Genomic DNA, 22906 nt, shown 5'->3' with positions numbered 1-22906 from the left:
AATAGTAAATAACGCCTACTATTTAGCTCTGTGTGGATAAGTACACGTTACCTGCACAAAAAATATATGAATTATTTGGAGATAACTATGCAGCAATCCTCGTCTTTACGATGCACCGTACTTGCCGGTGCTATTGCTTTGGCTTTGCCTATGGCAGCCATGGCGCAGATTAAAGTCGGTATTACCGTGTCATCCACGGGGCCAGCGGCTTCTTTAGGGATTCCTGAGCGCAATACCGTAAAATTATTGCCTAACGAAGTGGCTGGGCAAACTGTTGAATACATTGTATTAGATGATGCTACTGACACCACTATCGCGGCGCGCAATATGCGTAAATTAGTGAGTGAAGACAAGGTTGATGTGGTGATTGGCTCCACTTTTACACCAGGTTCTATTGCTATGGTGGATATTGCCGGTGAAACACAAACTCCCATGATTAGCGTAGCCGCTAATGCGCGTATTATTTCACCTGTAGATGGACCGCGTGAATGGGCTTTTAAAAGCCCACAAAATGATGAGCTAATGGCTGAAGCCTTAGTAAATGCGATGGAAAAGCAGGGCGTTAAAACGCTGGGTTATATTGGGTTTAATGACGCCTATGGCGATGCTTGGTTAGAAGCCATGGAAGCTGCAGCGGCTACTAAAAATATTGAAATTCTGAGTAAAGAAAGCTATGCCCGTAATGACACCTCGGTAACAGGGCAAGTCTTAAAAATCATTGCCTCTAAGCCCGATGCGATTTTAATCGCCGCGGCTGGTACTCCTGCTGCTTTGCCTCAAGGTGAAATTAAAAAGCGTGGTTATGAGGGAATTATTTATCAAACTCATGGTGCGGCCAATAGCGATGTATTGCGTGTTTGTGGTCAAGACTGTGAAGGCATGATTTTACCAACGGGGCCGTTGTTAGTAGCTGATCAGCTGCCGGATGACAACACGGTTAAAGCCACAGCCTTAGAGTACAGGCAGCTTTATGATGCAGAATACGGTGAAGGCACTACCAACACCTTTGGTGGCCATATGTGGGATGCGGCTTTATTAGTGCAAGATGCCATTCCACGCGCTTTAGAAACAGGTGCTAAACCGGGGACGGCTGAATTTAGAGCAGCCATGCGTGATGCTATTGAGTCCACCACTGATTTAGTGGCCTCTCAGGGCGTCTTCAATATGACTCCTGATGATCATTCTGGCATGGATGAGCGTGCACGCGTCATGGTTAAAGTGGTAGATGGTAAGTGGGTTTATCAGCCTGATCTTTAATTTTTATTTATTTTTGGTGAGTCACTGCTTATAGTTGTTGAGTAAGCGGTGACTTTATTTATTTATATATTCATGGTGCATCCAACATGGATTCAACAATAGTTCTGATTCTATTGCAGGATGGCTTACTTAATGGAGCTATTTATGCTTTGTTAGGCTTAGCCCTAGTGCTAGTTTTTACTGTAACGCGTGTTATTTTTATTCCACAAGGTGAGTTCGTTACCTTTGGCGCCTTAACATTGGCTTTTTTAGTCAATGATAGAGTGCCAGGTACGGTGTATTTATTGTTAATTGCCGGCATCTTGGTTTTTTTATTAGAAAGCGTAAATGCGATACGGAATAAAACGTATAAAGGGTTATTACATGCCGTAGTGTGGGCATTAATATTGCCTTCTGCTTTGTATCTGTTGCTGCCTTTTGTACAAGGTAAAGATACTCCATTATGGCTCAGTGTTTTGTTTTCTATGGCGGTAGTGGTGCCTTTAGGCCCTTTGCTTTATAGATTGGTCTATCAGCGCGTGGCTGAGGCGAGCGTGTTAGTGCTTTTAATCACCTCGGTGGCAGTGCATTTTGCGTTAACCGGTTTAGGCTTGGTGTTTTTTGGTGCTGAAGGCTGGCGTACACCTGCCTTCATGAGTGGGCAAGTTGAACTATTTGGTGAGTCTTGGTCAGCACAAACGTTATTTGTATTGAGTGCTGCGGTAGTGCTGATTAGTGCTTTATGGTTATTTTTTGGCGCGACTCTCTATGGTCGAGCTCTACGCGCTACTGCCGTAAATCGGCGTGGTGCACGCTTGGTGGGCATTAGTACGTTGATGTCTGGTCGTATTACTTTCACCTTAGCTGCAGCTATAGGTGCCTTATCGGGTATGTTAATTGCTCCGGTAACTACTATTTACTATGACACCGGTTTTATTATTGGTTTAAAAGGGTTTGTAGCCGCTATTGTAGGGGGCTTAGCCAGTTATCCCTTGACCGCAGCTGGCGCTATTTTTGTGGGCATCATAGAAGCTTTTTCTTCTTTTTGGGCCAGTGCTTATAAAGAGGTTATTGTATTCACATTAATTATACCGGTATTACTCTGGCGCTCCTTTGGTACGCATGTTGTAGATGATGAGGATTAGGTAATGAATCGCTTACTTTTGATTTTTGTGGTGGGCGTACTGGCCTTATTACCGCAACTAGCTATGGTTCCTGAGTTTTGGATTACCCAGCTTAATTATATAGGGCTCAGCAGCTTAGTGGTGTTGGGCTTAGTGCTGCTTACAGGGGTAGGGGGGCTCACCTCTTTCGGCCAGGCGGCTTTTGTGGGTATAGGCGCTTATACGACTGCTTATCTCACTACCCGCTTGGGTATGTCACCTTGGTTGACCTTGTTTGTGGCTTTGGCTTTAACTTTTCTATTTGCTGCGGTATTAGGTGTTATTACCTTACGCCTGTCGGGGCACTACTTGCCTTTAGGTACCATCGCGTGGTCCCTTTCTTTATTTTATTTATTTGGTAATTTAAATTTTTTAGGGCAGCACGACGGTATTTCAGGCATAGATCCTTTGTCTTTCTTTGGTATCTCCTTAGGTACTGGCAGAAACATGTATTATTTGGTTTGGATCTTTGTGCTGGCAGGTTTGTGGCTTACCTATAATTTACTGCACTCTAGACCAGGACGCGCCATTAGAGCGCTGAAACATGGTAGCGGTATGGCTGAGTCTTTTGGCGTTAATATGGCGCGCTATAAAGTTATTATTTTTGTCTATGCAGCCCTTTTGGCCTGTGTGTCAGGTTGGTTATATGCGCATTTACAGCGTGCTGTAAGCCCTAGCCCATTTGGATTGAACTACAGCATTGAGTATTTGTTTATGGCCGTAGTAGGGGGTGCAGGCAGTGTGTGGGGGGCGGTACTGGGTTCTGCCATTATTCTTACTCTTAAAGATCAGTTGCAAAATATACTCCCCAAATTATTTGATACCACCGCAAACTTTGAACTCATTGTTTTCGGTATATTGATGATCTTCATTTTGCAATATGCCGGTAATGGTATTTGGCCTTTATTAGCCCGCGCTTGGCATACTATTACAGGGGGGAAAAAAGAACAGACTCAAGCTGCAGTAGCTCCCGCGCAAGCAGCGCCCCTTACTAAGCGTAGTCGTCCAGAAAAAGGCTCTTTGGTATTGGAGCTAGATAAAGCCCGTAAAGAGTTTGGGGGCTTGGTAGCAGTAAATGACATGAGTTTTAAGCTGCATGCTGGTGAGATTATGGGTCTAATTGGGCCTAATGGTGCAGGAAAGTCCACCACTTTTAATTTGATTACAGGCGTATTGCCCTTAACCCGCGGCGATGTGCATTTTCAGGGCAAACGTATAGATAAATTGCAGGCTAGAGATATTGCTAGCCTAGGTATAGGGCGGACTTTTCAGCATGTGCAGCTTATACCTACTATGAGTGTATTAGAAAACGTTGCTCTAGGCGCCCATTTACGTCGTCAAGTAGGAGTGGTTGCTGCGGCACTACACGCTGAGCGAACAAGTGAAGCCCAACTGCTCCATGAAGCGGCGCTTCAATTAAAGCGGGTGGGTTTAGATGATTATTTATATGAAGAGGCAGGTAATTTAGCTTTAGGGCAGCAGCGAATCTTAGAAATTGCGAGGGCACTCGCAGCAGATCCGGTGTTGTTATTACTTGATGAGCCGGCGGCTGGCCTACGCTATCAGGAAAAACAAGAACTAGCTCAGGTGTTACGCCAACTTTGTGCCGAAGGCATGAGTATTTTATTAGTAGAGCATGATATGGATTTTGTGATGAATCTCACGGATCATCTGGTGGTAATGGATTTTGGCACGAAATTAGCCGAGGGCAAACCTGAGCTAGTGCAGCAAGATCCAGCTGTTTTACAGGCTTATTTAGGTGGTATTGATGACGATTTTGATGCCGATGAGTTAGCGGGCATTCATCCTATTCAGGAGGCATCATGACAGCCAACCCTTTATTAGAAGTTAAGCAGTTGCGGGCACAGTACGGCAAAGTGACCGCCTTAAATAACGCAAATATAGTGGTGAAGCCGGGCAGTATTGTAACGGTAATTGGAGGTAATGGCGCTGGTAAATCCACCATGCTGAATGCCATTATGGCAAATTTACCTTTAACGGGGCGTAGCGAAGGCGAGGTGATTTATGATGGCCATGTGCTTTCTGGTTGGGAAACAGAGCGTCGCGTAGGCGCGGGCTTATGTCTAGTGCCTGAAAGCCGAGAATTGTTTGCCAGTATGTCTATAGAAGATAATTTACTTTTGGGTGGGTTTAGGCTTTATAGACAACGGGTAAGTGGTTGGCGTAATACCTTAGATGAGGTGTATACACTTTTTCCACGCCTCAAAGAACGTAGACAACAGCAAGCCGGCACACTTTCAGGTGGGGAAAGACAAATGCTCGCCCTCGGCCGAGCGCTGATGTCTAAGCCGAAGCTGTTGATGTTAGATGAGCCAAGTTTAGGCTTGGCGCCACGCATAGTGCGAGAAATATTTTTAGTTATTGCACGCTTACGCCGCAGTGGTGTGTCCATTTTGTTAGTAGAGCAAAATGCACGTGCCGCTTTACAAGTGGCTGATTATGGCTATGTACTAGAAACAGGAGAGATTATTCTTGAAGGACCTGCCTCTGATCTCAGTGATAATTCTCGTGTCATAGAAAGCTATTTAGGTTTAGGCCACAAAGAGCAAAGTGTTTAGCTTAGTTGATGTTGTGCTTAAGGTGTGGTGGCAGGTTATATAACTGCGCCTTAGCATTTTTTATACAGTACAGTTTATCTGCCAAACTGGCTGCAAAAGGTTTATTTGATTCATTTAAAATAATAGTATAGCCACGCTGCTTCAGAGAGTTAAACAGAGCAAGAGTAGCCTGACGCATAACGGGATATAAATCTTCGTAGAGATCGTGGAGTACGATGATGTCTGCTCCACTACGCAATACACGGGCTAAAGCAAGTAGCTGTTGAGCTCCCGGGCTGAGATTTGTGGAAGGGGTATCTTTATAGGGCGCTAATGTAGGAAACAGTTGATATATTTCAGTAAGCGGTAAACCTCCACCCAGGTTGTTGCCGTTTAATGGCATTAGCAGATTTTCTTCGCAGTTAAGCTCCACATCTAAGCAAGCCTCTTTTGAACATAAGGCCATACCTAGCTCAGGCACACTGCCAGGAGCTAAATGTATGGCTTCCGTTTCATGGATACGTATAGAACCTTTACGGTTTGAATTAATACCTAATAGACTATCCAGTAAAGAAAGTTGAGTGGTTTTGCAGTTGGAAACTAAAGCAATCATTTCGCCTTGTTTAGCACTGAGATTTAAGTCTTGAATAATAGGAGTTTGGTTTTGCCAGGCGTGCAAGTGTTTAATTTCTAGTGCCGTTTTACTCATACTGCCCCCGTTTGAGGTAAACATCATTATTGTTTTAGTTATTATGCGGTGCAGTATGAAAAACGGCTATAGGGGTTTGGTCTTATCTTTGTATTCGCAAAGGTCAGAAATACCGCATTGTGGGCATTTTGGTGTCCTAGCCACACAAATATAGCGTCCATGCAAAATTAACCAATGGTGGGCATCAAGTAAAAACTCTTTAGGTACTAAACGCATTAAGCGATCTTCCACTTCGCGTACGGTTTTACCTTTAGCGATGCCGGTGCGGTTTGAGACGCGAAAAATATGGGTATCTACCGCCATGGCATATTGGCCAAACGCGGTATTGAGTACCACGTTGGCGGTTTTACGACCTACTCCTGGCAACGATTCTAAGTCAGTGCGGTTATCCGGCACCTCACCGTTAAACTCACTAAGTAGTAATTCACAGGTGCGAATCACATTACGGGCTTTGGTTTTATACAGACCTATACTTTTAATGCATTCGGTAAGCTGCTCTAGGCCAAGATCTAAAATACCTTGCGGTGTGCCATGAGTGGGGAAAAAGCGCCGGGTAGCAATATTTACCGATACGTCAGTGGCTTGAGCGGAAAGAATCACAGCAATGAGTAGCTGAAAGGTGCTGTCGTATTCAAGCTCCGTAGTGGGCTTGGGATTGGCGGCTCGCAGACGCGTGAAAATTTCAGTACGTATGGCTTTATTCATTAAATCATTAATTCATTAATTTATGATGAGCGACGAGCGCGTGCTTTACTCAGCACATCAGCCAAGGTGGCTTTACGGTGCGCCTCCGAGTTTGCTTCCGTGCTGACTTTGGGTTTATTAGCTAAAACACGGGCTGCCACACCGGTGGATTCACCGTGTTTTTGGGCTAAACGTTGCGTGCGCTGCTCATAGTGCAGACGTGCTTGATCGGCGAGGTTGGAAGTCCACTCGCGATCTATAGGTACCATTTGAATGCAATCCACTGGACAAGGGGCTACGCATAAATCACAGCCCGTACAACGATTGCTAAGCACCGTATGCATAAGTTTGTTCGCCCCCACAATAGCATCCACCGGACAGGCTTGAATGCATAAAGTGCAACCTATGCAATGCTCCTCATCAATCAGGGCCACAGTGGTTTGGGTGTAGGTACCGCAATCCGGGTCTAACGCCTGTATAGCTTGCCCGGTTAGTTTAGCTAAGGCCGCGATGCCTGCGTCACCCCCGGGGGGGCAACGGTTGATGGCTTCGTTGTTTAAGGCGATAGCTTCAGCGTAGGGCAGGCAGGCATCATAGCCACAGCGAGTACATTGCGTTTGAGGCAGCAGCGCATCAATACGCTGAGTAAGGCTAGGCATTGTTTTTAATAAAGTCTTTCACTAAGGGGTAAGTATGGTTGCGCCAACGGCGACCAGAGAAAATACCGTAATGACCACTGCCCATAGCCGTATAGGCTTTCTTTTTAGCAGTGGGTATGTTTTCACAGAGATGTTGTGCCGCATGGGTTTGATCTTTACCGGAGATATCATCAAATTCTCCTTCTATAGTAAGCAAGGCTGTATTTTTAATAGCGCTAGGATCAACACGTTCACCATCAATCTCCCACGTACCTTGAGGTAAGGCGTGCTCTTGGAACACCGTTTTAATGGTATCTAAGTAAAACTCAGCGGACATATCCAAAACGGCATTGTATTCGTCATAAAAACGGCGATGTGATTCGGCATCATCGTCTTGTCCTTTAATTAAATGCTGGTAGAAATCGTAATGCGAGGCCATATGACGGTCTGGATTCATGGCTATAAAGCCAACATGCTGTAGAAAGCCTGGGTAGACGCGGCGGCCAGCTCCTGGGTAACGAGCCGGTACACGGTGGATAAGGTTATTTTCAAACCAACTAAACGGTTTAGTGGTAGCTAAGCTATTCACGTCAGTAGGGGATTCCCGCGTATCAACAGGCCCACCCATTAGCGTTAAGCTTTTGGGCACATGGGGGTTGTTACTTGCCGACATTAAAGCGACGGCAGCCAATACCGGTACAGTAGGCTGACAGACCGCTATAACGTGTACATCATCATCTAAAAACTCAAGAAACCGTTCTACATAACGCACGTAATCGTTAAGGTGAAAAGGCCCTGCAGATAAGGGCACCATGCGCGCATCAATCCAGTCAGTAATATAAACATCATGGTCTACCAGCATAGTGCGAACCGTATCACGCAATAAGGTAGCGTGATGCCCTGAAAGGGGAGCCACAATTAATACTTTAGGCCCCTGCTCAATTCTACCATCGCGCTTAAAGTGAACTAAATTACAGAAAGGAAACTGATGTGTTATTTGGTCTGTGACCGCAACGGTTTGCCCGTCTATAGTAATAGCATCAATCTCCCAGGCGGGTTTTTCATAATCTTTGCCCAAACGATGCAACAGCTCATAGCCTGCAGCCAACTGTTTGGAGACGGGCGTGTAAGCCCATGGGCTGTAAGGGTGTGTAAGCAGCTGTGCATTTGAGCCAGAAAAAGCAGCCAACGGTGTTAAAAATGAACGTTGTAGCTCGTGTAAGTCATACAGCATAATAGCCCCTTATAATAATATGTATTTTAACGTTCTAGGTACTGCAGCTTATCTGCAACACCATTCCAATCATCAGCATCAGGTAGGGGTTCTTTAGAGCGATTGATCATGCCAAAAATGGGGGAAAGCTCAGCATTTAGCTCAATAAAATGCATTTGATCTTCCGGAACGTCCTCTTCCGTAAAAATAGCATTAGCTGGGCACTCTGGTATACAAACGGCACAATCAATACATTCATCGGGATCGATTACTAAAAAATTAGGACCCTCACGAAAACAATCTACAGGGCAGACGTCTACGCAATCGGTAAATTTACATTTAATACAGTTTTCTGTGACGACATGAGTCATTATGTGGCTCCAACATGCTTTAATGCAATGAAACGATAGTAAATATATGGGAAATAGGGTTATTTTAACTCATGGTGCGAAATTGACCATCTTATAATCGTTAATACACACTTAACGCACAGGTTGTGCGCATTCGTTTAGGCTTGGAAAACAATGATTATTACTTCTTTACTTGATACCGACTTATATAAGTTTTCTATGATGCAGGTGGTATTGCACCATTTTCCTGCTGCCCAAGTGCAGTATAGGTATCAGTGCCGTACGCCTAACGTCGATCTACACCCGTACATAGATGAAATACGGGCCGAGATTAAAGCGTTATGTCAGCTACGTTTTAAAGAAGATGAGCTCAACTACTTACGTCAGTTGCGCTTTATTAAAAGTGACTTTGTGGATTTTTTAGGTTTGTTTCATTTGCCAGAACGTTGTATACGGGTAGAGTACGGTGAAAAACCAGGTGAGCTCAGCATAGAGGTTGAAGGGCCGTGGCTACACACTATTTTATTTGAAATACCAGTGCTTGCCATTATCAATGAGGTGTATTTTCGTAATACGCAGCCTGAGCCCGATTGGAATGAGGGCCGCAAGCGTCTTCAAAATAAAATACAACTCATTACCGCTGACTCTCAAATTAAGGATTTCAAGGTGGCTGAGTACGGTACGCGCAGACGTTTTTCTAAGCGTTGGCACGATGAAGTAGTCAGTCTTATGAAAAAAAACATGGGCAAGCATTTTGCTGGTAGCAGCAATGTGTGGATGGCGAAAAAACACGATTTACTACCATTAGGCACCATGGCACATGAATACTTACAAGCTTGCCAGGCATTAGGTCCACGTTTACGAGATTCTCAAACCTATGCCTTTGAAGTGTGGGCTAAAGAGTATAGGGGGGATTTAGGTATTGCGCTGTCTGATGTTTATGGTCTTGAGGCGTTTTTAGCGGATTTTGATATGTATTTCTGCAAGTTATTTGATGGAGCGCGTCATGATTCTGGTGATCCATTTGTGTGGGGAGAGCGTTTACTAGCGCACTATCAACAAAACCGCGTAGACCCACGCACCAAAACATTAATTTTTTCTGATGGGCTTACTATCCCTAAGGCCATTGAACTCTATAAGCATTTTCAGGGGCGTTGTCAGGTGTCTTTTGGTATTGGCACTAATCTCACTAATGATCTAGGGCCCACCCCTATACAAATAGTGATGAAAATGGTGCGGTGCAATGGGCAGCCCGTAGCCAAAGTATCAGATACACCGGGTAAAACTATGTGTGATGACGAAGCCTATTTAACTTATTTGCGTCAGGTGTTTGATCTACCCCAAGCCTAGAGCTAATTGTGCCACTAAGAGTGCGCCCAGCTCTGCTGCAGGTGCCGCTTGGGTGGCACTGATGGTTTTAATCGCTAATATTTCTTCGGTGGTTTGAGCAGCCGTATTTACTATAATGGTAGGAGCGACTGCCTGCAGACGCCAGCCGGTGCAAATACGCTCTGCTTGGCGTGCAGCTCCTTGGCCATCAGAGCCAGCGCTAATAATCAGGCCGTAAGCTCTGCCATTAATTTGCTCTAAAACCGCATAGTAATTTCTATCGAAAAAGGCTTTCATTTCACCGCTTAAGGTGCCCAGGTTTTCAGGAGCACAAAACAAATAGGCGTCAGCCTCTAAAATCTGCTTGCTTTGAACGTCATCAGCCGCCAAGCACAGAATTTGAATTTGTTCTGTGCATTCAAGCTCTTCCAAGACTTCTTGTGCTCGGAGGGCAGCTGCCTGGGCAAGTTGCTTACTCGCACAGGTGCGAGAATGCCATACAATAAGTAAAGTTGCTAAATAATGGTGCATATTGGTTATGTCTAGTTTTATTCCTGCTCAGCCTCAGTCTGCGATTACCACTCAAACGCCTTTTACGCCACAATGGCTAGAAAAGGTAGGGGCGGATTTGACGCCTGCGCTGCAGCAAAAGTTACACGTTGCCACGCATTATGTAGAGCCGCTTATTAAAGGCTTATATGCTCCCACAGGAGAGCCCTTAGATACTCATAGTGCAGCGGTAGTAGAAATTCTGCAAGCACTAAACGTGGATGCGCCCACGCGTATCAGTGCTTTACTTGCTATATTGACCAAAAAAGATCAGGTTAAGCATGAGTTTTTAAAAAAAGAGTTTGGGGATCAAGTGGCCACTATGGTTGGGGGGGCCCAAGCGCTTTATCGTATCAGCATACTGGCGGCTCAGTCTCATGATCAAGCCGCTACCGGCACAGATCAAAAAGAAATGAAACGCAAAATGCTACTGGCCATGGCGGTAGATTTACGTATTGTGTTAATACGCTTAGCTTCGCGTTTACAGTCTTTGCGATGGTTTGCCTCCAGTAAAACACCTTGTCCAGTGGAGTTTGCTCAAGAGACCATGGAGCTATACACTCCTTTAGCAAATCGTTTAGGTATTTGGCAGCTTAAATGGGAAATGGAGGATTTGGCTTTTCGATTTCTAAAGCCGGATACCTATAAAGAGATTGCAAAAAAGCTGGAAGAGAAACGGACTGAACGTGAGGCATATATAGATAAGGTGGTGGCCACCTTAAAGCAAGCTTTACAAGAGATGGATATAGCGGCCGATATTAATGGTCGCCCTAAGCACATCTATAGCATTTATAATAAAATGCGTAATAAAAACCTGCGTTTTGATCAGCTGTTTGATATTCGCGCCTTGCGCATTATTGTAGATGACGAACGTAGTTGCTATAGCACTTTGGCATTAATACATGCTATGTGGACCCCTATTAGTAATGAGTTTGATGATTATATCTCCCGCCCTAAACCTAATGGCTATAGATCATTACATACGGTAGTGATGGATGAAGAGGGCCGCACTTTTGAAGTGCAGATACGTACAGCAGAAATGCACCATTATGCTGAGTTTGGTATGGCAGCCCACTGGCATTATAAAGAAGCGGGGGCTAAAGGCGGGCAGGTGGCTGTGTCTGCTGAAGAGCAAAAAATGGCGTGGATGCGTCAGTTATTGGCTTGGGATCACTCCACGGATCAGCACTCAAATAAAGCCATAGCCGCAACCCCTGAGCATATTTATGTATTAACCCCACAAGCGCGAGTGATTGAACTGCCCTATGGAGCCACACCAGTGGACTTTGCCTATTACTTACACACGGATTTAGGCCATCGTTGTAGGGGAGCTAAAGTAGACGGCCAAATGGTGCCTTTATTAACCAAACTGAAAACGGGACAAACCGTAGAGATTATTGCGGCAAAGTCAGGCGGCCCATCTAGGGATTGGTTGAATCCGCAGTTAGGGTTTTTAGCCAGTCCTCGTTCACGAGCTAAGGTACGTGCTTGGTTTAATGCCGTTGAGTTGCAGCAGCGTATTGGTCAAGGCCAAGCCTTAGTAGAAAAAGAATTGCAGCGCTTAGGGCGTACCGCTATCAATTTAGAGCAATTAGCGCAAAAGCTAGGTTTTGCGCAGGCCGATGATTTATTTGTAGCGGTGGCCAAAGACGAATTTAGTTTACGGCAAATAGAAAATGCGTTTAAGACGTCTGAGGCGACTAGTAGCTCTACCGAACACACTACCAAGGTGTTTGATGCAAACCGTGCCAATGTAACGCGCACGGGTCGTAGTGGGGTGTTAGTGGTGGGGGTAGACTCCCTCATGACACAATTAGCCCGCTGCTGTAGACCAGCGCCGCCAGATGCTATTTCTGGCTACGTGACCAAAGGGCGTGGTGTTTCTATCCACCGCAGTGATTGTAAATCCTATGCAAACTTAATAGCCAAGCAGCCAGAACGTGCGATTGAAGTGGATTGGGGGCAAACAACAGATGCCCTTTATCCTATTGATTTGTCTGTAACAGGTCCAGAAAGAGCCAATTTGTTACGTGATATTTCTGAGGTGTTTGCGCGCTTGCGGGTTAACGTGGTGGGCGTGAGTACGCAAAGCCGCCGCACCCTGACGCAACTATTATTTACAGTAGAGGTAAAAGATGGCGAGCAAATATCTCGTATAATTAGTGCCCTTGAAGAAATATCCGGGGTACAAGCTAGGCGCCATGGGTAGCCGATGCATATCTAGACTGTTAGAATATATTTTTCACCCAATTATCCTGAATCAGATACTGAGAGTAATGCCTTGAAAACCTATAATTACCCCGACTCCCTAGGAAATTTTGGCCGTTTTGGAGGCTCTTTTGTGGCCGAAACGTTAGTACATGCCTTAGATGAGCTTGCTGAAGCTTATAAAAAATACCAAAATGACCCTGAGTTTTTGCGAGAGTTTCATTATGATTTAAAGCACTTCGTAGGTCGTCCTTCCCCCCTTTATCATGCCAAACGCTGGTCAGAGAAACTGGGTGGTGCGCAAATTTGGCTCAAACGCGAAGACTTAAATCACACTGGTGCTCACAAAATTAATAATTGTATTGGTCAAATTTTATTGGCTAAGCGCATGGGTAAGCAGCGTATTATTGCTGAGACGGGGGCTGGCCAGCATGGAGTGGCTACGGCTACTGTGGCGGCGCGTTATGGGCTGCAGTGTGTGGTTTATATGGGGAGTGAGGATGTAAGACGTCAAGCCTCGAATGTATATCGCATGAAGTTATTAGGGGCTGAAGTTATACCAGTTGATTCCGGTTCTCGTACGCTAAAAGACGCCTTAAATGAGGCAATGCGTGATTGGGTGACAAATATTGAAAATACTTTTTATATTATTGGAACGGTGGCAGGTCCTCACCCGTATCCGCAGATGGTGCGTGACTTTCAGTCCGTTATTGGTAAAGAGTGCTTAGAGCAAATGCCTGCTGAAACGGGGCATCAGCCAGATTATATTTTAGCTTCAGTGGGGGGTGGTTCGAATGCCATGGGGATTTTTCATCCCTATCTGGATCAGCCTAATGTGCAGTTAATTGGTGTGGAAGCTGGGGGCGAGGGGTTAACGAGCTTGAAGCATTCGGCCTCATTGAGCGCGGGTAAAGTGGGAGTGTTACATGGTAATCGCACCTATATTTTACAAAATGAGGCGGGGCAAATTCAAGAGGCACATTCTATTTCTGCAGGTCTAGATTACCCAGGTGTGGGACCAGAGCACGCGTGGTTAAAAGATTCTGAGCGTGCTCGCTACGAGGTTATTGAAGACAAAGAAGCGTTACAAGCTTTCCATGACTGTTGTCGTATTGAAGGTATTATGCCTGCCTTGGAGTCCGCGCATGCCATCGCTCAGGCGGTAAAATTAGCGCCCACCTTAGATAAAGATAAAATTATCTTGGTTAATTTGTCAGGTAGGGGTGACAAAGACATGCATACCGTGGCTGAGTACAGCGGTATTAGCCTTTAATTTTTATAAGTTGAGATTTTTATTATGTCTACAGCTCCAAATCCACGCCTAAAGGCAGTGTTTGAGCGCTTAGCAGGGCGTGCTGCGTTAATCCCTTACATTACCACGGGTGATCCTTCTTTAACCGCTACAGTGCCGCTTATGCACGCTTTAGTTAAAGCGGGCGCCGATGTGATTGAACTGGGCGTGCCTTTTTCAGACCCAATGGCTGATGGCGCAGTGATTCAACGCGCTGCTGAGCGTGCCATTGCTAGGGGCATGTCTTTACGCATGGTATTAGATTTAGTGGCTACGTTTCGTCAAACAGATACTGAAACGCCTGTGGTCCTTATGGGATATGCCAACCCTATTGAATCGATGGGTCAAGAGGTGTTCGCTAAAGCAGCTTCGGAAGCGGGTGTAGATGGTGTGCTGACTGTAGATTATCCGCCAGAGGAGAATTCTGAGTACGTACAACAGTTATTAGCGCATCAAATTGATCCTATTTTCCTCTTAGCCCCCACGTCTACCGAAGGCCGTATAAAGGCGATTGCTGACATTGCTCGTGGTTATGTTTATTATGTGTCTTTAAAAGGCGTTACTGGCGCAGCCTCCTTAGATGTGGCGGATGTGGCTAAGCAGTTAGCGCGTATTCGTCAACACGTTACCATTCCAGTAGGAGTGGGCTTTGGTATTCGTGACGCCCACAGTGCTCAAAAAATTGCTGAGCATGCTGATGCGGTGGTTATTGGCAGTAAGCTTATTGAAACCATGGAACAAAACTTTAATGAGCACGCTGATGACCAACTCGCTATACAGGCGGCGGCTGATTGGCTGCAAACCGTTCATCAAGCATTAATCGCTTAATTCATTTACAAACAGGATTGTCCTCATGAGTTGGATCCAAAAATTACTGCCTCCTCGAATTAACCGCAACCACGAAAGTAGTAAACGGGTGCCCGAAGGCTTGTGGGTGAAATGCCCTTCGTGTGAGTCAGTTCTCTACAAGGAAGATTTACAGACCACATTAAACGTCTGCCCTAAATGCAGTCATCATTTACGCATTGATGCGCGAGCTCGTATAGAGGCTTTACTTGATGCAGATCACCGAGAAGAAATAGGCGAGCTAACACGTCCTGTGGATTCACTTAAATTCCGTGATACTAAACGTTATACCGAGCGCTTAACTCAAGCAGCGCGCACTACTGGTGAGTCTGAGGCTATGGTGGTGATGAGCGGTACCATTCTTTCTATACCTGCAGTTGTTGCTTGTTTTGAGTTTGAGTTTATGGGCGGCTCAATGGGCTCGGTGGTGGGTGAGCGTTTTGTACGTGGTGTTAAAGAGGCCATTCGTACTCGTTCTGCTTTTGTATGTGTAGCCGCTTCGGGCGGGGCACGTATGCAAGAAAGTTTGTTTTCTTTAATGCAGATGGCTAAAACTAACGCCATGTTGGTTCAGCTCTCTGAAGCCGGCTTGCCTTTTATCAGTGTGCTCACAGATCCAACTATGGGTGGGGTGTCTGCGAGTTTTGCTTTTATGGGCGATGTGGTCATCGCTGAACCTAATGCTTTAATTGGTTTTGCTGGTCCACGGGTGATTGAGCAAACGGTACGTGAAAAATTGCCAGAAGGTTTTCAGCGGGCTGAGTTTCTACAAGAAAAAGGCGCCATTGATATTGTGATAGATAGGCGTGAGATGCGTAAAGAGATGGCCTCTATTATGGCATTGCTTATGCGTCAGCCGGCTGAGGCGGTTCAGGCTAGGTAGATATAGATTTAGGTTGATACAAAAAAGGCCAGTTCAATTAGGAACTGGCCTTTTTTGCGTTAGCTGCAATTAGTTTTTAGTGGTGTCCACTTGAACTAACTCAACGTCACTTTCCGTTTTATTTACTACCTTGCGAGGACGGCCAAGCTTTACAGGCTCTTCTTCGGGCAAAGTAGGCTGGCTTTGAGTAGAGCGTGTTTGTACTAACTCTAAGCCGGCTTCTTCCAGGACGGCAGACAATTCGTCTGGGTTAAATACGGGCTCTTCAATGGAGGCTGGTGCGGAAGTCGTTACAGGGGCAGGGGTAGTAGCGGTAGGCGCTGTTTTTTCTAGCACTGGCTCTTGCTCCTCTTGCTTTTGTTCTTGTTCCGTAGTCGGAACCGGAACGTTGACTTCGTCGGTTTCAGTGACAGCAACCTTCGGTTCATCACCCGTTTCTACTTGTATCAAAGGCTCTGAAGCTACGGGCTCAGCCCAACTAGAACGAGGGCTGCGGCCTAGCGGCTGCTCTGGCTCTGGCGTGGGAGTGACTGGTGTAGTTTGAGTGGTTTGCACTTGTTGCAGTGCTGTTTCTACAGCAGCGGCTATCTGCACAGGTTTTTGCTCCTCAACTTTAGTCTCCGTCTTTGCTTGAGTCTTAGCGGCAGGCTGCGTCTCTTTGGCTGGGGTCGTTGGCTGAGAGCTTTCAGCTTCTGCAGCCGCCTCTAAAGCTTTAGCGTCAAAGCGAGGGGTTTCATGAGGCACAAATTGATTAGCTGTTGTTTCTTCTGCATTGCTTTTTACTACCTTGTCTTCAGACGCCGTCACATTTTGGGTTTCTGTGGCGGTGGTGTCTGTGTTACGACGAGGGCGACGGCTGCGGCGACGACGACTACTGCTGCGTCTGCGTTCAGTGCTTTGCGTTTCCTCTTCGTTACTTTCTGGATGGTCAGGAGTGGTTTTTACCGTTTCTGGAGCGACCTCTTTAACTGGCTGCTTTTTAGGTGCAGGCGGCTGTGGCTCTGGTTGTTCCTGCTGTGGTGCTGCGGTTTTCTGCTGTTGTGCTTCAGCTGTGGGCGTAGTATCTCTACGACGGTTGCGTGGGCTGCGACGGCGGCGAGAAGTGCTTTCTCTACTCTTGTCAGTACTTTGTTTATCTTGTTGCTCTTCGGTCGGTGCATCTTTGGGCGCTTGACGGCGACTACGTGCATCACGAGTGGCGGTCTCGGCTACTGCCTTAGGGTCAGTGGGACTAGCAGCGCGACGTTCGTTTTTAGGGCGTTGCGTACGCTGTCTACTGGGACTTCTGCGCTCGTTTTTATGACGTACAGCCGGTTTTTTAGGAGGTGTCGGCTCAGAAACGGCGGCTTTTTCCTCGTTAGCTGCCGGGGAAGCGGACAGCGATTTAAACCATGCGCCCAAACGCGCTAAGAAGCCTTCGGGGGAGGGTTTTTCTGTAGCGGCTCCGGGAGCAGGCTGAGCAGGGGTAATACCCTTGACTAAGGCTTGTGGCCGTGTGGTTGTCTCTTGGGCCCGTTGTTGGGGTGTTAATGTAGGCGTTTCTTCGGCCTTGACTTGTTTGTAGCTAGCTTCTGCCTCATCTAGGCGCTCATCATCGTTACGCAAACGCTCAATAATATGGTGAGGGGTTTCTAGATTTTTATTTGGAATTAAGGTGAGGGTGACCTTTAAGCGTGATTCAATATTGCTAATGTCACTACGTTTTTCGTTAAGTAGATAGGTAGCCACTTCTACTGGCAATTGGGCATGAATAACCGCTGTGCCTTCTTTCATGGCTTCTTCTTGTAGCAAACGTAATACATGCAAAGCACTGGATTCGGCATCTCGAATCACGCCTGTGCCCGTACAGCGAGGACAAGTAACGTGTGAGCCTTCGTTAAGCGCCGGGCGTAAGCGTTGGCGTGAGAGTTCCATCAAGCCAAAACGGGAAATTTTGCCCATTTGCACACGAGCACGGTCTACATACAAAGCATCGCGCAGGCGTTGTTCTACAGCGCGTTGGTTTTTGCTGTCTTCCATATCGATGAAATCGATAACGATTAGTCCGCCTAAATCACGCAAGCGTAACTGACGCGCGACTTCGTCGGCGGCTTCTTGGTTGGTGCGCAGCGCAGTTTCTTCAATATCCGCACCACGAGTAGAGCGAGCGGAGTTAACATCAATGGCAACCAACGCTTCGGTGTGGTCAATAACCACTGCGCCCCCAGAAGGTAGCTGTACCGTGCGTGAATAAGCCGTTTCAATTTGATTTTCGATTTGAAAGCGAGAAAATAGTGGGACGTCATCGCGATACATTTTGACGCGATCCACATTGTCAGGCATCACCACATTCATAAAAGCGGTGGCTTGTTCGTAAATATCATCCGTATCAATAAGAATTTCACCAATTTCTGATGAAAAGTAATCTCGGATAGCACGAATAACTAGACTAGATTCTAAGTAAATTAGTATAGGTGCGGGGTTCTCTTTGGCAGCTGCATCAATGGCATTCCAGAGCTGCATTAAGTAGTTTAAATCCCACTGCAACTCTTCTACACTACGCCCAATACCTGCCGTACGAGCAATAATGCTCATGCCTTTTTGGGTATCTAGCTGATCCATGGCTTCGCGTAGTTCTTGGCGCTCTTCGCCCTCTACACGGCGCGAAACACCACCACCACGAGGGTTGTTAGGCATTAATACTAGGTAACGGCCAGCCAGAGAAATAAAAGTCGTTAGAGCAGCCCCTTTATTGCCGCGTTCTTCTTTTTCTACTTGGATAATGAGCTCTTGCCCTTCTTTAAGCGCATCTTGGATACGGGCACCGCGTACATCTACGCCTTCTTTGAAATAGGTTCTAGCCACTTCTTTAAAGGGCAGAAAACCGTGGCGGTCTTCACCATAATTAACAAAACAGGCCTCTAAGCCTGGTTCGATGCGGGTAATAATTCCTTTATAAATATTGCCTTTGCGCTGTTCGCGTCCGGCAGATTCAATATCCAGATCGATCAGTTTTTGACCGTCTACAATAGCAACACGTAGTTCTTCTTGGTGTGTTGCATTAAACAACATGCGTTTCATGAGCGAAATTCTCCGTAGTCATTGCGCGCAGACAATCGGCGCGCGACCGCGAGTCACTCGGTGTGTGGCACTACTAATAACTGCATAGAGGTCATGTTCACAAGTTCACAATAGTAAGTGTTAAATAACAATAATAATAAAAAAACACTGCTGGGGAACCACCGTTGTAATGGGTAATTACAACGGCTGCTAAATTCTATTTACAGCGACAGCTTGGCAGGTATTCAGTGCCGCACGCGGGTGGCAAACATAAAGAGCATGCGCGGAGCGTTGTTAACCGCGTCTGTGCCTTTGTGTTGCCCCGGCGACCTTATGACCCGAAAACTGTAGACAATACGTATTACAATAAATACTTTACGGCTAGCGGAGGCGCTCCTTGCGTCTCTACGTCTAGCGGTGTCACAGATCTCATAGGCTGAGGCGATTATATGCCTCTTTTGAATATGAATAAACCATTAGCTGCGAAAAAGACCATACCGCAAGTGCGGCAGATAGAAATAAATGCCGATTTAGCAGGTCAACGACTTGATAATTTTTTGATTAAAGAGTGTAAGGGCGTACCTAAAAGTCACATCTATAGAGCCATTCGTAGTGGGCAGGTGCGAGTAAATAAAGGGCGTATAAAAAATGAATACCGTTTAGAGGTGGGGGATGTGGTGCGCATTCCGCCCATGCGCATGCCAGATCCGGCGGCGAGGCCTGTTGCACCGCCGGCACAATTCCCTATTGTTTTTGAAGATGATTATTTACTCGTTATTGATAAACCCCAAGGGGTAGCGGTGCACGGGGGTAGTGGCGTGTCTTTTGGTGTCATAGAGCAGCTACGCACGGCGCGGCCCCAAGCGCGTTTTTTAGAGCTAGGTCATCGTTTAGATAGAGACACCTCTGGGCTCTTGATTATTGCTAAGCGTCGTAATGCCTTAGTCGCTATTCATGATATGTTTAGAAATGGGCGTATCGATAAGTATTATCAAGCCTTAGTGGAAGGGGATTGGGTTAATGATCGCCAACATATTAAAGCGCCTTTACTGCGCTGGATGACAGCGTCGGGTGAGCGCAGAGTACGTGTAGACGAACATCAAGGCAAAGCCTCACATACCATTATTACGCTGCTGCAACGTTTTGGGCGCTATAGCTTAGTAGAGGCCGAACTGAAAACAGGACGCACTCATCAAATTCGCGTACATTTAGCGCATACGGGCTTTCCTATAGTGGGCGATGATAAATATGGCTCCGATGCAGTACGAGCGCACTTTTCACACCTAGGGTTTAAACGCATGTTTTTACATGCTGCGCGTTTACGCATGCCGCACCCTATTACGAATGATATCTTAGAGCTAGAGGCGGATTTGCCCACGGCGTGTACACAAATTATGCAAATTTTGGAGAATGAACATTGAAACATTATGAAGCAGTGATTTTTGATTGGGATGGCACGCTGATGGATTCCACCCATTCTATAGTCGAATCCATACAGCTGGCTGCTGGTGATATAGGTCTACCAGTGCCTTCTACGCTGCAGGCCAGCTGGATTATTGGTTTGTCGTTAGAGGCAGGCTTGTACAAGGCGGTACCTGAGCTTACGGCAGAGCTGGTGGAGCCATTTTTAGAGCGTTACAGACATCATTTTTTTCAGCGAGATCAAAGCATCAAAATGTTTGATGGCGCCGTGCCTATGCTAGATAATTTACGTGAACGTACTGTACCTATTAGCGTGGCTACAGGGAAAAGCCGGGTGGGCTTGGATCGAGTCTTGCAAACCGTAAATCTAGTTCACTACTTTAATACCACACGTTGTGCCGATGAAACCCGAGGTAAACCAGACCCACAAATGTTGCACGAGATTATGTGGGAGCTTGATTTGGAGCCGCAAAACGTATTGATGGTGGGAGACACCACGCACGATATTTATATGGCGCATCATGCCGGTATGGATTGTTTAGCCGTTACCTATGGTGCACATGATGTGCCTACCTTAGAAAAATCTGAGCCTACATTCATAGTGGAGTCTGTGCCAGAGATGCAAGAGTGGATTTTTAAGCGTCTCAAAGACACAGCAGCGCGATAACTGTTCTATTCGCGTAAGGCTTTTAATATAGCTATAGACTCGGCGTCAGGCAGGCCGTCATAGTTGGCTGGGCGGTAATGCATTTGGAAGGCTGCCATCACATTTTTGCTGGCTTCATCCCATTGGCCATGCAATGGCACGGTATAGCCTGCTTTTTTAAGTAACTGTTGAATTTCAGCGTAATCGGGCAGACCAAATTGCTCCATTTGCATTTGGTGGCCTTGCGCCTCGGCTTCGTCATACCAACGACCTAACCCATTGGCAGCAAGTTGCTGCCAAGGAAATAAAGGCCCGGGGTCTATTTTGCGCTGAGGGGCAATGTCACTATGAGCCACAATATTTCCCGGAGTGACTCGGTGACGCTCTACTAAATCTTGCACTAAGGCTTGCACCAGGGTTATTTGGTCTGGGCTGTAGGGGGCCCAGCTACCATCATCTTTACGACCTTTATTAACTATTTCAATGCCTATGGAACTGGTGTTTAAGTCAGTGTAATTATGCCAGTCACTGACTCCCGCATGCCAGGCGCGGCGAGTTTCAGGCACGAGTTTATATAGCTTTGGCGGCTGTTCATCGGTGATTAAATAATGGCTACTCACGTTTTTCTTCGTTAGTATTTCAAGAGCAGTGGGGGTGTCGGTAGCTGTGTAATGCAGCACAATATGACGTACACGGCTATTTTGCCCCTCAGCTTCCATTTCATGCACGCTGTAGCCGGCTATTTTTGGCGCACTACTACAGGCCGCTAGGAAGGCACACAGCAGCACACTGAGAAGTAAAGAGAAGCGATTAGACAGGTTAGGCAGATTAAGTATATTAGGCATGGGCTTGAAACAAAAATAAAGTAGGAAGTTTATGCAGCTCAGGTGCGGGCTGGTTACGCCACTGGCTTACAGTGTGAGTGCGTACCCATTCATCAGGCGTGGTGAGGGCGCGTGCTACACATAGACGAGTTGTAGGAGCCAAGGTCTTTAGTAGATTTTCAAATAAAACGGCGTTACGGTAGGGTGTTTCAATAAAGATTTGAGATTGTTGGAGTTTACCGGATTGCTGTTCCCACAATTTGAGGGTGCGCGCCTGGTGGTCGGCTTGCTTTGGTACATAACCATGAAAACAAAAACTTTGACCATCTAAACCACTGGCCATAAGCCCTAATAAAATGGAAGAGGGGCCCACATGAGGTTTAACCGTGAAGCCTAAATCATGCGCCATAGCGACTACTACCGAACCCGGGTCTGCTACAGCAGGGCAGCCGGCCTCAGAGACCAAGCCTATGCCTTGCGATGCCTCAGGGCTTCGTAGCCATTGCAGTATTTGTTTGTTAGAGCTGTTGTGTTTATCTAATTGATAAATAGTGATGTCTTGCAAGGCGTGTTTTGTGCCCATTTGTTTTAAAAAGGCACGGGCTGTTTTGGCATTTTCAACGATAAAGCAGCGTAGCTCACTGGCTTGTTGTTGTACTGCTGCAGGCAGCCAAAGATCATTGGCAGAGTTCCCAAGCGGCACAGGAATTAAATGTAATGTATTAGAAGTGGACGAATTAGACATGGTTTAATGGATTCAGGTTGAAGTGTCGTAATAGGCGAGATAGCTCAATGAGAGGGAGACCAATAATAGCAGTGGGGTCATTAGAGTGCATGGATTGCATTAAGCTAATGCCCAAACTTTCCGCTTTAGCGCTGCCTGCGGTATCATAGGGTTTATCAAAGCGTAAATAATTTTCTATTTCGAGCGTACTTAAGGTACGAAATACACACGTGGTGGTCACATTAACCACCTCAAACTGTGTGTTTTGTGCCACGCATAAAGCGGTGTGAAATACTACTTCCTGGCCGCTAAGCTGCTCTAGTTGCTGAGTGGCTTTGTCGTGTGTACCGGGTTTACCTAAGCATTGCTTACCCAGTGCAGCCACTTGGTCTGAACCAATTACAATCGCTTCAGGGTGTTGGCAAGCAATGGCCATGGCTTTGGCTTGTGCGAGGCGTAGAGCTAAATCAGCAGGTAGCTCTTGAGGTAAAGGGCTTTCGTCAACATCCGGAGACTTTACCTCAAAGGGCAGTTGAAGACGCTCGAGTAAGCTTCGTCTATAAATTGAACTAGATGCCAGAATAAGTTTCATAG

The 22906-nt window shown here is 46.3% G+C and carries 21 protein-coding genes; 11 read left to right on the top strand and 10 right to left on the bottom strand.

The genetic code is table 11. From position 1 onward, the window contains the following. Positions 1-87 precede the first annotated feature (87 nt). The 4 genes from AC2UZJ_RS01995 to AC2UZJ_RS01980 all read left to right on the top strand — a co-directional run bounded on the left by AC2UZJ_RS01995 (position 88) and on the right by AC2UZJ_RS01980 (position 4978). Entirely contained in the window at positions 88-1257 is a 1170-nt protein-coding gene (locus tag AC2UZJ_RS01995; protein WP_486948442.1) for an ABC transporter substrate-binding protein, read from the top strand. Positions 1258-1343: 86 nt separating this feature from the next. After that, complete coding sequence (locus tag AC2UZJ_RS01990) at positions 1344-2381, top strand: branched-chain amino acid ABC transporter permease (RefSeq protein ID WP_486948441.1); 1038 nt, start codon at positions 1344-1346, stop codon at positions 2379-2381. Between the two features lie 3 nt (positions 2382-2384). Continuing rightward, the gene (locus tag AC2UZJ_RS01985) at positions 2385-4226 is read left to right on the top strand and encodes a branched-chain amino acid ABC transporter ATP-binding protein/permease (RefSeq protein ID WP_486948440.1); all 1842 of its coding nucleotides are present in this window, start codon (positions 2385-2387) and stop codon (positions 4224-4226) included. Continuing rightward, positions 4223-4978 (top strand): ABC transporter ATP-binding protein, encoded by a 756-nt coding sequence (locus AC2UZJ_RS01980; protein ID WP_486948439.1) that lies wholly within the window; start codon positions 4223-4225, stop codon positions 4976-4978. The genes AC2UZJ_RS01985 and AC2UZJ_RS01980 overlap by 4 nt, the downstream gene beginning before the upstream one ends. Position 4979: 1 nt before the next feature. Here the strand turns inward: AC2UZJ_RS01980 and AC2UZJ_RS01975 are convergent, their stop codons facing one another. The 5 genes from AC2UZJ_RS01975 to fdxA all read right to left on the bottom strand — a co-directional run bounded on the left by AC2UZJ_RS01975 (position 4980) and on the right by fdxA (position 8572). Beyond that, positions 4980-5666, bottom strand: coding sequence for an ATP-binding cassette domain-containing protein (locus AC2UZJ_RS01975; RefSeq protein ID WP_486948438.1), 687 nt, complete (start codon positions 5664-5666; stop codon positions 4980-4982). Between the two features lie 66 nt (positions 5667-5732). Beyond that, positions 5733-6371: an endonuclease III gene (gene nth / locus AC2UZJ_RS01970; protein WP_486948437.1), complete on the bottom strand. Its 639-nt coding sequence runs from the start codon at positions 6369-6371 to the stop codon at positions 5733-5735. A 20-nt stretch (positions 6372-6391) separates the two neighbouring features. Next, positions 6392-7009, bottom strand: a complete 618-nt coding sequence (locus AC2UZJ_RS01965) for an RnfABCDGE type electron transport complex subunit B (RefSeq protein WP_486948436.1) — start codon at positions 7007-7009, stop codon at positions 6392-6394. After that, complete coding sequence (locus AC2UZJ_RS01960; protein ID WP_486948435.1) at positions 7002-8222, bottom strand: polyhydroxyalkanoate depolymerase; 1221 nt, start codon at positions 8220-8222, stop codon at positions 7002-7004. The genes AC2UZJ_RS01965 and AC2UZJ_RS01960 overlap by 8 nt, the downstream gene beginning before the upstream one ends. A 26-nt stretch (positions 8223-8248) precedes the next feature. Then, positions 8249-8572 carry a ferredoxin FdxA gene (fdxA, locus tag AC2UZJ_RS01955; protein ID WP_486948434.1) on the bottom strand — a complete coding sequence of 108 codons (324 nt, stop codon included), beginning with the start codon at positions 8570-8572 and terminating at the stop codon, positions 8249-8251. A 153-nt stretch (positions 8573-8725) separates the two neighbouring features. Here fdxA and pncB point away from each other — a divergent pair, with 153 nt between their 5' ends. Further along, positions 8726-9901 carry a nicotinate phosphoribosyltransferase gene (pncB, locus tag AC2UZJ_RS01950; protein ID WP_486948433.1) on the top strand — a complete coding sequence of 392 codons (1176 nt, stop codon included), beginning with the start codon at positions 8726-8728 and terminating at the stop codon, positions 9899-9901. Here the strand turns inward: pncB and AC2UZJ_RS01945 are convergent. Next, positions 9887-10411 carry a flavodoxin family protein gene (locus AC2UZJ_RS01945; RefSeq protein WP_486948432.1) on the bottom strand — a complete coding sequence of 175 codons (525 nt, stop codon included), beginning with the start codon at positions 10409-10411 and terminating at the stop codon, positions 9887-9889. The two genes, pncB and AC2UZJ_RS01945, sit on opposite strands and share 15 nt — an antisense overlap. A gap of 7 nt (positions 10412-10418) precedes the next feature. On the opposite strand from AC2UZJ_RS01945, the gene AC2UZJ_RS01940 reads away from it, so the two are divergent. The 4 genes from AC2UZJ_RS01940 (at position 10419) to accD (ending at position 15657) form a co-directional block, all read left to right on the top strand. Then, positions 10419-12638: a RelA/SpoT family protein gene (locus AC2UZJ_RS01940; protein ID WP_486948431.1), complete on the top strand. Its 2220-nt coding sequence runs from the start codon at positions 10419-10421 to the stop codon at positions 12636-12638. 72 nt (positions 12639-12710) lie between these two features. Beyond that, on the top strand, positions 12711-13910 hold the full coding sequence (trpB, locus tag AC2UZJ_RS01935; protein ID WP_486948430.1) for a tryptophan synthase subunit beta: 1200 nt from the start codon (positions 12711-12713) through the stop codon (positions 13908-13910). 24 nt (positions 13911-13934) lie between these two features. Then, positions 13935-14756, top strand: coding sequence for a tryptophan synthase subunit alpha (gene trpA / locus AC2UZJ_RS01930; protein ID WP_486948429.1), 822 nt, complete (start codon positions 13935-13937; stop codon positions 14754-14756). A gap of 25 nt (positions 14757-14781) precedes the next feature. After that, positions 14782-15657, top strand: a complete 876-nt coding sequence (gene accD, locus AC2UZJ_RS01925) for an acetyl-CoA carboxylase, carboxyltransferase subunit beta (protein ID WP_486948428.1) — start codon at positions 14782-14784, stop codon at positions 15655-15657. 69 nt (positions 15658-15726) lie between these two features. Here accD and AC2UZJ_RS01920 read toward each other — a convergent pair whose 3' ends face one another. Next, positions 15727-18717, bottom strand: a complete 2991-nt coding sequence (locus AC2UZJ_RS01920) for an Rne/Rng family ribonuclease (RefSeq protein WP_486948427.1) — start codon at positions 18715-18717, stop codon at positions 15727-15729. 428 nt (positions 18718-19145) lie between these two features. Here AC2UZJ_RS01920 and AC2UZJ_RS01915 point away from each other — a divergent pair, with 428 nt between their 5' ends. Further along, positions 19146-20117, top strand: coding sequence for an RluA family pseudouridine synthase (locus AC2UZJ_RS01915; protein WP_486948426.1), 972 nt, complete (start codon positions 19146-19148; stop codon positions 20115-20117). Next, complete coding sequence (locus AC2UZJ_RS01910) at positions 20114-20785, top strand: HAD-IA family hydrolase (RefSeq protein WP_486948425.1); 672 nt, start codon at positions 20114-20116, stop codon at positions 20783-20785. The genes AC2UZJ_RS01915 and AC2UZJ_RS01910 overlap by 4 nt, the downstream gene beginning before the upstream one ends. A gap of 5 nt (positions 20786-20790) precedes the next feature. Here AC2UZJ_RS01910 and AC2UZJ_RS01905 read toward each other — a convergent pair whose 3' ends face one another. From AC2UZJ_RS01905 to AC2UZJ_RS01895, 3 genes are read right to left on the bottom strand one after another with little or no spacing between them, the layout of a single operon-like run. Continuing rightward, the gene (locus AC2UZJ_RS01905) at positions 20791-21609 is read right to left on the bottom strand and encodes an N-acetylmuramoyl-L-alanine amidase (RefSeq protein ID WP_486948424.1); all 819 of its coding nucleotides are present in this window, start codon (positions 21607-21609) and stop codon (positions 20791-20793) included. Then, positions 21602-22333, bottom strand: a complete 732-nt coding sequence (locus tag AC2UZJ_RS01900; protein ID WP_486948423.1) for an SAM-dependent methyltransferase — start codon at positions 22331-22333, stop codon at positions 21602-21604. The genes AC2UZJ_RS01905 and AC2UZJ_RS01900 overlap by 8 nt, the downstream gene beginning before the upstream one ends. Further along, entirely contained in the window at positions 22326-22904 is a 579-nt protein-coding gene (locus AC2UZJ_RS01895) for a Maf family nucleotide pyrophosphatase (protein ID WP_486948422.1), read from the bottom strand. Before AC2UZJ_RS01895 ends, AC2UZJ_RS01900 begins: the two co-directional genes overlap by 8 nt. Positions 22905-22906 lie beyond the last annotated feature (2 nt).

Source organism: Paenalcaligenes sp. DL 309 (assembly GCF_057475285.1).
Note: the sequence above shows the minus strand (reverse complement) of the source record. Positions and strands in the feature narration are given on the sequence as shown.

Coding starts and splice junctions, on each gene's coding strand:
- AC2UZJ_RS01995 (WP_486948442.1), top strand. CDS start 88: ATGCAGCAATCCTCGTCTTTACGATGCACCGTACTTGCCGGTGCTATT.
- AC2UZJ_RS01990 (WP_486948441.1), top strand. CDS start 1,344: ATGGATTCAACAATAGTTCTGATTCTATTGCAGGATGGCTTACTTAAT.
- AC2UZJ_RS01985 (WP_486948440.1), top strand. CDS start 2,385: ATGAATCGCTTACTTTTGATTTTTGTGGTGGGCGTACTGGCCTTATTA.
- AC2UZJ_RS01980 (WP_486948439.1), top strand. CDS start 4,223: ATGACAGCCAACCCTTTATTAGAAGTTAAGCAGTTGCGGGCACAGTAC.
- AC2UZJ_RS01975 (WP_486948438.1), bottom strand. CDS start 5,666: ATGAGTAAAACGGCACTAGAAATTAAACACTTGCACGCCTGGCAAAAC.
- nth (WP_486948437.1), bottom strand. CDS start 6,371: ATGAATAAAGCCATACGTACTGAAATTTTCACGCGTCTGCGAGCCGCC.
- AC2UZJ_RS01965 (WP_486948436.1), bottom strand. CDS start 7,009: ATGCCTAGCCTTACTCAGCGTATTGATGCGCTGCTGCCTCAAACGCAA.
- AC2UZJ_RS01960 (WP_486948435.1), bottom strand. CDS start 8,222: ATGCTGTATGACTTACACGAGCTACAACGTTCATTTTTAACACCGTTG.
- fdxA (WP_486948434.1), bottom strand. CDS start 8,572: ATGACTCATGTCGTCACAGAAAACTGTATTAAATGTAAATTTACCGAT.
- pncB (WP_486948433.1), top strand. CDS start 8,726: ATGATTATTACTTCTTTACTTGATACCGACTTATATAAGTTTTCTATG.
- AC2UZJ_RS01945 (WP_486948432.1), bottom strand. CDS start 10,411: ATGCACCATTATTTAGCAACTTTACTTATTGTATGGCATTCTCGCACC.
- AC2UZJ_RS01940 (WP_486948431.1), top strand. CDS start 10,419: ATGTCTAGTTTTATTCCTGCTCAGCCTCAGTCTGCGATTACCACTCAA.
- trpA (WP_486948429.1), top strand. CDS start 13,935: ATGTCTACAGCTCCAAATCCACGCCTAAAGGCAGTGTTTGAGCGCTTA.
- accD (WP_486948428.1), top strand. CDS start 14,782: ATGAGTTGGATCCAAAAATTACTGCCTCCTCGAATTAACCGCAACCAC.
- AC2UZJ_RS01920 (WP_486948427.1), bottom strand. CDS start 18,717: ATGAAACGCATGTTGTTTAATGCAACACACCAAGAAGAACTACGTGTT.
- AC2UZJ_RS01915 (WP_486948426.1), top strand. CDS start 19,146: ATGCCTCTTTTGAATATGAATAAACCATTAGCTGCGAAAAAGACCATA.
- AC2UZJ_RS01905 (WP_486948424.1), bottom strand. CDS start 21,609: ATGCCTAATATACTTAATCTGCCTAACCTGTCTAATCGCTTCTCTTTA.
- AC2UZJ_RS01900 (WP_486948423.1), bottom strand. CDS start 22,333: ATGTCTAATTCGTCCACTTCTAATACATTACATTTAATTCCTGTGCCG.
- AC2UZJ_RS01895 (WP_486948422.1), bottom strand. CDS start 22,904: ATGAAACTTATTCTGGCATCTAGTTCAATTTATAGACGAAGCTTACTC.